This window comes from Spongiactinospora gelatinilytica (assembly GCF_003236385.1).
In the GTDB taxonomy this organism is placed as follows: Bacteria; Actinomycetota; Actinomycetes; order Streptosporangiales; family Streptosporangiaceae; genus Spongiactinospora; species Spongiactinospora gelatinilytica.
Window position 1 is genome coordinate 1 of sequence record NZ_POUA01000224.1, and the last position, 12,611, is coordinate 12,611.

The following is a 12,611-nucleotide window of genomic DNA, read 5'->3' on the forward strand; positions in this document are numbered from 1 at the left end:
GCCCGGCCCACCGCCGGAGAACCGAGCCGCCCCGCGCCGTCCGCACCAGAGACGCGAAGGCCGCGCGAACCACGGCAGCCCACGTCCCCGCCGCAGCGGCCCGAGCCCCAGGAGCCCGAGCCGCAGCCTGAGAACCCTCGGCCGCAGCCGCCCGAGCCGCAGGAACCCCGGCCGAGCGTCAGTTCCGAGCCCCGCCCGACGGTGAGCCGGCCGCCCGCGGAGCCGGAGCCGCCGCAGCGCCCGCCGGCCGGGGAGCGGGAGCCGCGCAGGCACCCGAACCTGCGGATCGAGATCTCCGCATCCATCCGCCTGCCGCTGCTCAACGGCAAGAAGAGCCCGCTGCTCGACTCCGACCTGTTCCTGGACCTCACCACCAACCTGCTGGGGGCGTGCGTGATCCCCGGCTCGGTACTGCTGGGCCGCGGGTGGGCCCGCCGCCGGGCCAGGAACCTGCGGCGCACCGGCCGTACCGACTCCGGCGAGTAGGCGCTACCCGGCGAGCAGCGCGGCCACCGCCTCGGCGGTCGCCGGAGAGCGGGCCGCCAGCTCCTGGCCCGGTCTGTCGCCGGTGACCCAGCCGCCCTCACACCCGAGCAGCGCGGCCACCGCGTCGCACGCCGCCGGGTGCCGGACCAGCAGGTCGCCGACCGGCCCGGCCGCCGCGACCAGAGGCGCGGCCGGGGCCGTCCGCGACCAGGGCGGCGTCCAGGTGTCCAGCGCGGCCACGTTCCCCGGGAACGTCCGGTCCGCCTCGCGGACGAGCACCGGGAGCATTTCCGGCGCCTGCCGCCGCAGCGTCGCGATGAGCAGCGGCAGCCACGGCAGCAGCACCCGGTCGGGCAGCTTGGCGAACGCGTCGGACAGCAGTTCCACCACGAACGGCGTCAGCCCGGGAGCCGGGTCCAGCGCCTGCACGAAGCCGCTCATGTACTGCGGGAAGCCGGGGATGACCAGCGGGTTGTCCAGCAGTTCGGCGCAGCGGGCGCGCAGCTCCGCGCGGGACAGCAGGCCGAGCTGCGCCTGCGCGGCCCAGGCCAGCGCCACCTTGGCCGGGGCCTCGGGGTGCGACTGGCGCACGGCCAGTTCGAGCTGGTTGCGGTCGCAGCCGAGGGCCAGCGCGAGGCTTTCCATGCTGAACAGGAAGCCGAGCATCGCGGCCACCTGGCGGACACCGGTCTCCTCGTCCACGAACGCGGTGGGCAGCAGCGTGCAGTAGTGCGCGTATCCGGCGGTGACGAACGCCTCGCACCAGGCGGGCAGTTCGGCTCCGGTGGCCCGGTAGTGCGCGAGCAGCCTGCGGATGCGGCGCAGCACCTCCGGCGCGTCGTCCACCGTGCGCTCGGCGGCCAGCAGGTGGACCGCCCGCTCGCCCAGCTCGTCGGTGAACCGCCGCGCGCCCAGGTAGAGGATCGAGTCCTCGACGGCCGCGAGCGCGACCGCCGCCGTGGCCGAGGGGTCGTGCACGGTACGGCGGAGCCGCTGTTCGACCACCTGCTCGACGGTGACGCCCTCGTAGCCGAGTTCGATGATCGACCGCTGCTGCCGGCCGAGCGCGAGGTCCCAGCTCTCCTGGATCGGCCGCTCCCCCAGCCGCCGCTCGCCCATGATGGGCCGCACGGTGTCGTCCCTGAGCAGGTAGCGCAGCATCCACAGCAGGTGGGAGCAGGGCAGCAGGTGCGGGTCGGCGGTGAAGTCGAGCAGCGCCCGCTGGATGGTCCGCTTGCTCAGATCGAGACCGAGCGGTTCCAGCCGGTCGAACACGTCGCGGGCCAGCGGGGGCATGGCGGCGTAGCCGACCTGGCCGATCCGGTCGCCGCCGAGCAGGATCTCGCACAGCCGGCGCACGTCCCTGCGGCCGGGCACGACGTCCTTCTCGATGCAGGTGACCGCGGCGTCCTGGAAGTCGTACGGCGTGGGCCTGGCCCGGCCGCGCAGCCCGGCGAGCAGGACGGAGGTCTCGAACACGGCGATGGCGTCGGCGGTGCTGGCCTGGTAGCCGTTGCGGCGGGCCAGCCGGACGATGTCCACGCACCAGCCGAGCAGTTCGCTCTCGTCCAGGGCGTCGAGCGCGGGGGCGCTGGACAGGAAGCCGGACAGCCGGTCGGTGACCGGCCGCGGGGCGACGGCGGCCGGGAGCGGGCGCGCGGCCCGGCCCGGGTTCGCCTCGCCGGTCGGCTTGGCCAGCTTGTACGGCTTGACGCCGCCGCGTCGCAGCGCCTTCTCCCAGGTGGCCGCGGCGATCGACACCGAGCCGCCGGCCAGCCCGAACTGCGCCTCGATGGCCGAATGGCTGGAGGGGATCATGCCGTACAGCCAGCGGGTGGCGGTGCGCGGGGTGATGTCGAAGCCGGGGCCCGCGGCTTCCAGCCCGAACTGCTCGACGTGGCTGGCGGCGTGGAAGGCGCCGCAGACGTACAGGCAGTCGGCGGGGTCGGCGCCGGTGGCGGCCAGGTGCTCGCGCATCCTGGTCCACATGTACCGCTCGCGGTCCTCGTCCGAAGCCCTCCGTTCGCCGTCGCCGGGGGCCAGGCGCCGGAACAAACTGCCGATCAGCACCATGACCTGGCGGTAGGTGTCGTAGTCCGCGCCCGAGAGGGGCTGCTCGACGTACTGGTCCCACCACTCCGACCAGTGCCGCACCTTGCCGTGGCGCAGCAGGTGCTCCTCCAGTTCGGCGAACCGGGGCCGCAGGTCGCCGATCTCCACGCCCACCGCGTCGCCGTGCAGCCCGGCCTCCTCGGGAGCGTCCGCAGGGGCCTCGGCCGGCGCGTCCCGCTCCTCGGGGCGCGGCAGCCACTGGAAGACGTGGTCGGCCGACCGGTCCACGGCGATGAGTTCCACGCCGGGCGTGTCCAGCGCGTAGGCGATGGCCTGGTACTCCGCCGAGGACTCGGTGATCGGCGCGATGACGCTGAGCGGCCCCCAGCCGGACGGGAAGCCGTCGAGGTCGGTGGCGAACGCCTGGAGCGCGACCGGCAGCCGGCAGTTGCGCAGTTCAGCGAGCAGCGGGGTCAGGTCCTCGCACATCTCCAGGTAGATGACCTTCGGCTGCTTCTCGCGCAGCCGCCGGGCCATGGCGAGGGCCGAGGCGGGCGAGTGGTGGCAGACCGGGAAGATCTCCAGCTTCTCCCGCAGCGCGCGGTCCACGTCGTCCACCATCCCGGCGAGGATGCCGGAAAGGCCGCCGGGGGCGTCGGCGAAGGCGCCGGCGGCGTCGGCCAGTTGCTCGCGAAGCGGGGCGAACGGGCCGCCCGCCGTGGCTTTCATCACGGTGCGGCCCTCACGACAGGGTGGTGATGGCCTGCCGGCCGCCTTCGAGGAAGCCCGGCCAGTCGCCGCCGTCCTTCTTGCTGCGCGGTTCGACGACGCCGTGCCAGTACTTGTTCAGGATGGCCAGGTCCTCGGGGGTGCGCCGGGCCAGCGAGCCCACCAGGGAACCGCCCAGGGTCTCCGCGCGCAGCGTGCGGTCGCCGAAGAAGTGGCTGTGCAGGATGGCGTCCTCAAGGACGCCGATCTGCTCGGCCGTGGACAGGGCGGACTCCAGCCGCTCGTCGTCGCCGGTGGCCGCGGCGGCCGCGGCGCGCAGGCCGGCGAAGCTCTGGAGCAGGATGTCCAGCAGCGTGGGCGGGAGTTCCAGGTCGATCCGGTGCCTGCGCAGCAGTTCGGTGGTGCGGAAGCGGACGATCTCCGCCTCGCTCTTCTTGCTGGTGACCACCGGGACGCGGACGAAGTTGAAGCGCCGCTTCAGCGCGGAGGACAGGTCGTTGACGCCGCGGTCCCTGCTGTTGGCGGTGGCGATGATGGAGAAGCCGGGCTGGGCGAACACGATGTTGTCGTCGTCGAGTTCGGGGATCGAGACGTACTTCTCCGACAGGATCGAGATCAGCGCGTCCTGGACGTCGCTGGTGGAGCGGGTCAGCTCCTCGAAGCGGCCGATGACGCCGCGCTCCATGGCGGTCATGATCGGCGAAGGGATCATCGACTCGCGGGACTGGCCCTTGGCGATCACCATCGAGACGTTCCAGCTGTACTTGATGTGATCTTCGGTGGTCCCGGCCGTGCCCTGGACGACCAGGGTGGAGTTGCGGCAGATGGCAGCGGCGAGCAGTTCGGCCAGCCAGCTCTTGCCGGTGCCGGGGTCGCCGATGAGCAGCAGGCCGCGGTCGGAGGCCAGCGTGACGATGCTGCGCTCGACGAAGCTGCGGTCGCCGAACCACTTCTGCGGGACCTCCCGGTCCAGCCCGTCGGCGCGCTCGGACCCCAGGACGAACAGCCGGACCATCTTCGGGCTGAGCCGCCAGGAGAACGGCTTGGGGCCGTCGTCCACGGATTCCAGCCAGTCGAGTTCGTCGGCGTACTTGACCTCTGCGGGGGCGCACAGCATGTCGTCGGTCATTGGCGGGGTCTCCTAGGTGAGGAAGCTCTTCAGCTCGGTGACGAGTTTGCTGATGTGGCCGGAGATGACCGGTGTGCCGATGTCCTTGAACCGCTGCCGGAACCACGGGTTCACGCTCTGCTGCCCGGAGCTGTTCACCGAGCCCACGGGGATGAACCGCACCCCGGACCGGTGGACCGCCGAGATGCCCTCGAACAGCGGCGCGGAACGGTCGAACTCATAGAAGTCGGAGATCCACACCATCACGGTGTTGCGCGGGTCGTTGATCTTGGGTCGGGCCATGGCCATCGCCACGGGCCCGTCGTTGCCGCCGCCGAGCTTGGTGCGCAGCAGTACCTCGAACGGGTCGTGGACCCAGGGGGTCAGGTCGATCGCGCGGGTGTCGAAGGCGATCAGATGGACGTCCACCTTGGGCAGCCCCGCGAAGATGGAGGCCAGGATGGTGCAGTTGACCATGGAGTCGACCATGGAGCCGGACTGGTCCACGACGACGATCATGCGGGCGGGCGTGGTCCGCCGAGCGGTGTGCCGGTAGAACAGCCGGTCCACGTAGAGCCGCTGGTCCTCGGGGTTCCAGTTGGGGAGGTTCTTCCAGATCGTCCGGTCGATGTCGAGGTTGCGGAACACCCGTTTGGGCGGTACCGAGCGGTCGATGACTCCCGCGCTGGTCTTCTCCACCTGGGTGCGCAGCACCGCGGCGACCTCGTCCACGAACCTGCGGATCAGCGCCTTGGCGTTGGCCAGCGCGACGCCCGACAGGTTGTGCTTGTCGCGCAGCAACTGCTCGATGAGCGACATGCTGGGGGTGAGCCGCCTGGCCAGCGCCGGGTCGGCGAGCACCTCCCGCAGGTGCATCCGCTTGACCAGGTCGGACTCCAGTTCGGCGAGCACGCCGCCGACCTCGTCGCCGCCCGGTCGCGCGCGCAGTTCGCCCGGTGCGTGGCCGAGCGCGCGTTCCAGCCATCCGGCGTCGTGCTGCCAGGCGGCGAGCTGGGTGGCGGTGCTGGCGCCCGCGCCGGTGGAGAACACGTTGAGCAGCAGCTTGGACACCAGCGCGGCGCGGCGCACCTCGGCCTCGCCGGGGGCGTCCGGGTCGTCGCCGGCCCCGCCGGCACTGCCGGCCTGGCCGGTGAGCAGGCCGTCGAACTCGGCGGCCAGTTCGGGGAAGCGCTGTACCAGGGTGTCCACGGACTCGCCGGGGTCGAGCAGTCCAGGGGGCAGGCCCAGGTCCGTGACGACGCCCATGCTCGCGGTCTCCAGCGCGGGCTGCTCCTCGGCGTCGAACAGCCGGGCGAGCAGCCGCCAGTAGAGGACCTGCCGCCGGTTGGCATGGGCGGGCACCGGTTCGTTCATGGGCTCGCTCATCGCCGCAGCAGCCGTCCGGCCCGCTCGCGCAGCACGGCCACCGCGTCGCCGGACCTGGCCTCGGCCTTCACGACCTTGGGGTCGGTCGGGCCGGTCGCCCACTCGCCGCCGTGCGCCACGACCGGCTTGCGCTTGACCGTGGCCGCCACGGCGAGCGGCTGGAGCAGCCAGCGCCCGGCGTCCCAGCGGACCAGGCCGATGCAGGCGGTGGAGGCGGCCACCAGCTCGGGGGTGAGCGGCCCGCAGGAGGGCAGCCGGTCCAGGTCGAACTCCAGGCGCGCCTCGCCGAGCCGCAGCGCGGGCCGCTCGCCGCGCTCGATCGTGTAGTCCTCGGCGAGCACCGGTTCGGCGATGCGCACCGGGTGCCGGTCGAGGGCCGGTACGGCGGGCGCGAGCGCCCCGGCCAGCCGTATCCGGGCCACCGCGAACGGGTCGAACGGCTCGCCCGCCACGGCCCGGTCGTCGTGCCAGATCAGGTCGCCGGAGGCGAGCAGCGGCAGGCCGGTGACCTCCAGCGCGTGCCGCCCGGCCAGCGCGCCGAGCAGCACCGGGTACCCGCCGAACAGCCGCCACAGCGCCGGGCCGACGATCGTGTCCACCTTGGCCGCGGCGACGCTCGTGCGGACCAGCCGGGGCGGCTCGCCGCCCGCGGGCTCCAGCACGCCGTGGGCCTGCACCTGCACGGCGGTGGCGTGCTCGTGGACATCCACCCCGAGGACGAACAGCCGCCCCGACACGCTCGGGACGTCCTCTCCGATGCCGGGGGCCGCGCCGGGCCGGGCGAACAGCAGGGCGCGGGTCCAAAGGTCGGCCCATCGCCTGACGGGGGGCCGGGGCATCGCCGCGACCGGGCAGCACGCCCGCAGTTCGGCGGCCAGGCCGTCCAGCAGCGCCGCCTGCCTGCGCAGCCGCGGCTCGTCCAGCAGGGCCTCGATGGTCTGGCCCGCGGCGGCGACGAGGTCGTGGTCGACGCCGCGCCACCCGGCGATGGCGAGTTCGCGCAGCCAGGAGCGGGCGCCTGCGAAGGGGTCGGCGGCGGGCGGTGCGGCGGCGGCCGGTTCGAGGGGCGCGCGGGTACGGCCGAGCGCGGTGTCCAGGGAGTCGAGGAGCGCGTCGTGGGCCGCGCCGAGCAGCGCGGCGCGGGCTCCGGCCAGTACGGCGAGGTCGTCGTCGGTGACCGAGCCGGCGGCGGCCTTCGCGGCCGCGTCGGCCGCGCGTTCGCCGAGCGGCGTGGCCGCGACCGCGCCGGCCAGCGCGGACAGCGCCGCCGCCCGCTCCTCACCGAGCCGGGCCAGGCCGTGGACCAGCGCATCGTCGAAACCGCCCACCACGGCGAACGCCTCGGGCAGACCGTCCGGAGCCTGGTCGAGCAGTTCCTTGAGCGGGGTGGCGAGCATCAGCGGGCCGCCCCGGTGGCCGGGAACCAGTGGAGTTCGGGGATCGGCTCGGTGGTGACGGGCAGTTCCAGGTAGGTCAGGTGGCGCAGGAACCGGCTGAACACGATCGCCGCCGGAGCGGGCTCGCGCCCTCCGGACAGCGCGGCGATCAGGTCGGCTCCCGTACTCGCGGCCCCGTCGACGTCGGCGCGCAGGTAGCGGGCGACGCGTTCGATGCCGTACTGCAGCACGGCCTCGTCGGCCAGGGCCCGCAGGTGCTTGCAGGGCGCGCCGCCCAGGCCGCCGCACGGGCGGTTGTTGTTGGTGCTGCAGTTGTAGCCGTGCCCGGCGGCGGCGATCGAGGAGACGTACACCCGGTCGATGTCCGACCCGCTCGACACGACGCCCTGCAACCGCCCCTCCGCCAACTCGACGAAGGGGACCTTCGCCAGCTTGCGCGGCCGGGCGGGGGGCACCACCCGCGCCACGCTGCTCGACTCCCACGCGGTGGTGTCCGCGTCCACGTGTCCGACCTCCAGCCCCGAACGGCCCGCGGACGCCCACCGGGCGCCGGCAACGCGTTTCGGCCGATCCGCGAACCGGTAACTTACCCCATCGCCCGTTTCGCGGCGGCCTGGTCGGTCAACTCGGCGGATCTTGGTCCGGCACGCGACGTGCCCGGCGCTTTCGCGCCGGGCACGCCTGGAAGGTGACGGACGAGCCGGGTCAGCCGACCGTCAGGGTCGCCCCATACGCGCTGAGGATGGGGTTGACCGGCTGGTGGAAGGTGGTGCCGCCGGTGCTGCAGTTGCCCGAGCCGCCGGAGGTGACGCCCTGGGCCTGGTTGCCGGAGATGAACGAGCCGCCGGAGTCACCGGGCTGGGCGCACGCGGAGGTGCGGGTCACGCCGCGGACCGTGCCCTGCGGGTAGGTCACGCTGGTGTTGTGCTGCTGGATGGTGCCGCAGCGCCAGCCGGTGGTGGAGCCGGAGCGGCAGATCGACGCGCCGACCGACGCCTGCGTGGAGCCGCGGACGGTGACGTTCTGGCCGCCGGAGCCGCGCACGTACGGCGTGGGGGTGTTGCCGGGGGCGGAGACGTACGCGTAGTCGCTACCCGGGAAGACCGAACCCACGAAGGTGCCCGTGGGCTGGGTGGTCCGCGCACCGGTCCTGCCGCAGTGCCCGGCGGTCACGAAGCCGGGGGTGCCGCCGCGGGAGGCCGAGAAGCCGATCGAGCAGCGGGTGCCCGAGCCGATGTAGTAGGCGGCGCCGCCGACGATGTTGATGTAGGTCTGCGGGCGCTCGGCCGACACGACCACGCGGACCTGGCTCTTGTCCACGCCCGCTGCCGTGATCAGGGCCTCGGCGTCGGCCTGCTGCTGGGCGGACACGACGACCGAGTTGGTCGCCACGTCCACGTACCACAGCGAGGCACGGGCCCTGGCCTCTGCGGGCGCCGCGTCGAGCCGGCCCTTCAGCGCGTCGAGCTGGGCCAGCGAACGGCCGGCGAGCACCGGCTGGGCGCCCTGGGCCTCGATCGTGGCGGTCTGCGCGGAGTCGGTGGTGGCGACCAGGAGCCTGGAGGCGTCGTGGTTCAGCCAGGCTCCGGCGTAGGACTCACCGAGGGTCGCGGTGAGGCTGGACTCGACCTTGGCGGCGCGTGCCTCGTTGGCCAGCCGCACCCGGACCTGCTGCTCGGTCAGGCCCAGGTCGCGCTCAAGCGCGTCGATCATCGCGGGCGGCGCGGGGTCGGCCGGCGCCGCGGCGATGTCGGCGGCGGCCGGGGCCGCGGTGGCCAGGCACAGAGCGGCGATGGCCGCGCCGATGATTACCGAGCGTTGACTTGACATGTGCACTCCTTGCTGGGGGTGCTGTCAAGTTAACGGCGGAAAACGAAAGCGGGATGTACTGAATTACTCCTATCGCGGTGTTATGAGTAGCCCGACCTCCCGCTATACCTCAATCCGGCCGCGGCGCGGGATTCGCGGTGACCGATCTCAGCAGCGGCCGGGTCAACGCGCCCGCTCCGATCACCCCGGCGAATCCGAGTACCACGCAGCCCACCAGCACCACCGCGCCCGTGACGCTCACCGCACCGGCCATGATCGGCAGCCCGCACACCACTCCGGCCAGCACCGAGCCACCGCCCATCACGGTGAGTGGAATCAGCGTTTCCGCGCGCCGGGCTCGGTCCAGCACGGAGAGCGGGGTGCCGGCCAGGCGCAGCAGCGCGTAGGTCTGCCTGCGGTCCAGGATCGAGGAGGCGGCGGTGATCCCCGCGCTGGCCACGGCGACCAGGAACGACACGGTCAGCACCACGATGGTGCCGGTGCGGACGTCGTTCAGGAGCATTCCGCCCTCACGCCCGTCATCGGCCGGAGAGGTGGCCGAGTGACCGGGCGAGAGGCCCGCGAGCGCGGTGCGGGCACGGTCCACCGTGGCCGGGTCGTCCCGCTCCAGCTTGGCGGTGAGCAGCCGGGCCGCCGCCTTTCCGGTGCCCTTTTCCGATGCCTTTGCCGGGCTCTTTTCCCGGGGGTCGACCTGGTCCTTTCCGGGCCCGGAGACCACCACCGTGGCGGGCACCCCGGCCGTGGCCAGCCGGGCGTCGGCCGCCTTGGCGACCGCCGCGACCTCCCGCGCGGGCACTTCGAGCCGCAACTCCCCGGCCGGCCGCACCCCCATCAGACCGCCGGACGGCGACAACAGGCCCAAAAATCCGGCCACGAATCCGGTGAGCGCGACCCCGCTGACCGTCCGCCACGCCGCGCGCGGGTCGTCCACCAGCCGGCGGCCCGCCAGCAGCCGGGCGGGCCCCCTGGCCGTCGCGGTGGTGATCCGGCCGATCAGCCCCACCACCCACGGCCCGGCCAGGTTGATCGACAGGAACCCGAGGCCGAGCATGATCACGAAAGCTCCGTAGCCGATGCCGCCGACCACAGGCGCGGCGGCCAGTACCGCGAGCGTCACCACGAGCCTGATCGCCCGCATGCCCGGCGGCGTCTGCCGCCGGGCCACCCCCAGCGGGCTCACCACGACCTGCCGCAGCCCGGCCGCCGCGGACAGCCCGACCAGCAGCGGCACGGCCAGCAGCACCCCCGCGACCAGCAGCACGCCCGGCCACAGGTCGCCCGCGAACCAGCCGCCCCCGCCGATCGGGATGTGCGCGAGCAGCGGTACGGCCGCGGCGTACACCACCAGCCCGGCCAGCGCCCCCGCGCCGGCCACCACCACGGCCTCGGCCACCGTCATCGCCACCACCTGGCCCGGCGTCGCGCCGACCAGCCGCAGCGCGGCCAGCCGCTGGTCCCGCCTGGCCACGGTGAGCCGGGCCGCCGCCCCGCCGAACACCAGCAGCGGGACCACCACCAGCACCGTCGCGATCAGCGCGAGAATGCGGTAGCCGGAGGCCAGCTCGCCGTGCTCGCCGGCGAACCCGGCGACCGGGGTCGGCGGGATCATGTTGAGCGGGCGATCCAAACTGGGAGCCGGGGGCACCATCGCGGGATCGTCCGCCGCCCGGCCCACCACCGCGACCAACTCGTCCCGGTGTACCAGCCCCGCGTCCCCGATGATCCGCACCGGCCCGGCGGGGAACCGCCCGGACAGCTCATCGCGCGGCAGTTCGCGGGCCAGCGCGGCCAGCGCCGGCGACATCCACACCTCCCCCGGCGCGGGGACGCGGGCCAGGCCTGGCGGCGGCGCGACCCCCGGCCGCAGCGCGGCGATCTCCACCAGGGAGATGATGCGCTCCCCCACGTACTCCGGCCGCGCCGACTGGACCGCCACCGCCGCCGTCCCCTGCGCGGCGACCGGGTTACGCCACGCCTCACGATCGGCGCGGGCCTCGAAGGCGACGTTCATGCCCACCGCGAACAGCAGCAGGGCCGTGGACACCGCCACCGCCGCCAGGGTCAGCCCCGCGCCGACGAGCCCCCGCGCTCCGCCGCCGCGCAGCAGCCGCCAGCTCAGCCGCAGCGTGTTCACCTCGGCACCCCCGCCGTCGCCGTACCGGAGACGACCAGCCCGTCGCGCACCTCGACTAGGCCGTCACACCAGCGCGCCACCTCGCGGTCGTGCGTCACCAGCACCAGCGACGCGCCGTTGCCCCGGGTGGCCTCCACCAGCAGGTCCATCGTGGCCTGGCCGGTGGCCTGGTCCAGGGCTCCGGTGGGCTCGTCGGCGAACACCACGGCGGGGCCGGTCACCAGCGCACGGGCGATGGCGACCCGCTGCGCCTGTCCCCCGGACAGCTCGCCGGGACGGCGCGACTCCATGCCCGCCAGCCCGAGCGGCCCGAACCAGGCCATCGCCTGGTTCACCGCGACGCCGCGCGGCACGCCGCCCAGCATCAGCGGCAGTGCGACGTTCTCGACCGCGGGCAGTTCGGGCAGCAACTGCCCGAACTGGAACAAGAACCCGAACTTGGTGCGCCGCAGCGCACTGCGCTCCCGCTCGCGCATGGTGTCCACCCGCTGCCCGAGCAGGGTCACCTCTCCCTCGTCCGGCTTCATGATCCCGGCCAGGCAGTGCAGCAGGGTGGACTTGCCCGACCCGGACGGCCCCATGATCGCGACCGACTCCCCACGTTGCACCCGCAAGCCCACCCCGGCCAGGGCCGTGGCCGGCCCGAACCGCTTGACCAGGGCCCGGCCTTCGAGAACGACTCCTTCACTCATGCCGCACGACATTGCCGGACCGGCGGGCCCGGCGGATCGGCCATCAGGCCGCCTCGGCGGCCAGGTGATCGGCCGAAAGTCGTACTTTCACCGCCCCGCCTGACATGCGAGGCGGATCGGGGGGAGGGCCGTACCGGACGCGCGCCGCACGCGCGGTTACCCGGAACCGGCCCCGCCACCAGGCATGATGGTCGCCGGAGCGGTCGAAGGGATGATCATGGACGTCGTTTCTCTGGTCACCGGCGCCAATCGCGGCATCGGCCTGGAGGTCTGCCGGCAGCTAGCCGGCGCCGGGCACACGGTCGTGCTCACCGCCCGGTCGGCGGACAAGGCGGAGGCCGCCGCCCGCGACCTCGCGGGCGAAGGGCTCGGCGTCCACCCGATGCGGCTCGACGTGTCCGGCCAGGGCGAACCGGAGCGGGCGGCCAAGGAGCTGGCCGACCGGTTCGGACGGCTGGACGTGCTGGTCAACAACGCCGCCATCGCCTACGACACCTCACAGCGGGCGTCGGCGGCCGACCTCGGCGTGGTACGGACGGCCATGGAGACCAACCTGTACGGCGCCTGGCAGACCGTGCTCGGCCTGCTGCCGCTGCTGCGGGCCAGCGCCCACCCGAGGATCGTCAACGTCTCCAGCGGGGCGGGGTCGCTCGCCACCATGGGCGGCGGCACCCCCGCCTACCGGGTCTCCAAGGTGGCGCTCAACGGGCTGACCAGGATTCTCGCCGACGAGCTGCGGGTGGAGGGCATGCTGGTCAACGCGGTATGCCCGGGGTGGGTGGCCACCGACATGGGCG

9 protein-coding genes and 1 pseudogene are annotated in these 12,611 nt (G+C 73.6%); 2 read left to right on the forward strand and 8 right to left on the reverse strand.

Annotated features, from left to right (window positions below):
- Positions 1 to 486 (forward strand): annotated as a pseudogene (locus C1I98_RS44285) (hypothetical protein); the annotation flags it as partial.
- Positions 487 to 489: 3 nt separating this feature from the next.
- Here the strand turns inward: C1I98_RS44285 and C1I98_RS24885 are convergent.
- From C1I98_RS24885 to C1I98_RS24920, 8 genes are all read right to left on the reverse strand, one after another.
- Positions 490 to 3,267 (reverse strand): DUF5682 family protein, encoded by a 2,778-nt coding sequence (locus C1I98_RS24885; RefSeq protein WP_111169849.1) that lies wholly within the window; start codon positions 3,265 to 3,267, stop codon positions 490 to 492.
- A gap of 13 nt (positions 3,268 to 3,280) precedes the next feature.
- Entirely contained in the window at positions 3,281 to 4,396 is a 1,116-nt protein-coding gene (locus C1I98_RS24890) for an ATP-binding protein (RefSeq protein WP_111169850.1), read from the reverse strand.
- 12 nt (positions 4,397 to 4,408) lie between these two features.
- A complete protein-coding gene (locus tag C1I98_RS24895; RefSeq protein ID WP_111169851.1) occupies positions 4,409 to 5,749 on the reverse strand; it encodes a VWA domain-containing protein in 1,341 nt (446 codons plus the stop codon).
- An 8-nt stretch (positions 5,750 to 5,757) separates the two neighbouring features.
- Complete coding sequence (locus C1I98_RS24900; RefSeq protein ID WP_111169852.1) at positions 5,758 to 7,158, reverse strand: hypothetical protein; 1,401 nt, start codon at positions 7,156 to 7,158, stop codon at positions 5,758 to 5,760.
- Positions 7,158 to 7,661 carry a hypothetical protein gene (locus C1I98_RS24905; protein WP_199537191.1) on the reverse strand — a complete coding sequence of 168 codons (504 nt, stop codon included), beginning with the start codon at positions 7,659 to 7,661 and terminating at the stop codon, positions 7,158 to 7,160. Before C1I98_RS24905 ends, C1I98_RS24900 begins: the two co-directional genes overlap by 1 nt.
- 202 nt (positions 7,662 to 7,863) lie before the next feature.
- Positions 7,864 to 8,988, reverse strand: coding sequence for a S1 family peptidase (locus tag C1I98_RS24910; protein ID WP_111169853.1), 1,125 nt, complete (start codon positions 8,986 to 8,988; stop codon positions 7,864 to 7,866).
- A 109-nt stretch (positions 8,989 to 9,097) separates the two neighbouring features.
- A complete protein-coding gene (locus tag C1I98_RS24915; protein WP_233508153.1) occupies positions 9,098 to 11,122 on the reverse strand; it encodes an FtsX-like permease family protein in 2,025 nt (674 codons plus the stop codon).
- Positions 11,119 to 11,814 carry an ABC transporter ATP-binding protein gene (locus C1I98_RS24920; protein ID WP_111169857.1) on the reverse strand — a complete coding sequence of 232 codons (696 nt, stop codon included), beginning with the start codon at positions 11,812 to 11,814 and terminating at the stop codon, positions 11,119 to 11,121. The genes C1I98_RS24915 and C1I98_RS24920 overlap by 4 nt, the downstream gene beginning before the upstream one ends.
- A 217-nt stretch (positions 11,815 to 12,031) precedes the next feature.
- On the opposite strand from C1I98_RS24920, the gene C1I98_RS24925 reads away from it, so the two are divergent.
- On the forward strand, positions 12,032 to 12,611 hold a 580-nt coding region (locus C1I98_RS24925; RefSeq protein WP_199537192.1), incomplete at its 3' end, for an SDR family NAD(P)-dependent oxidoreductase.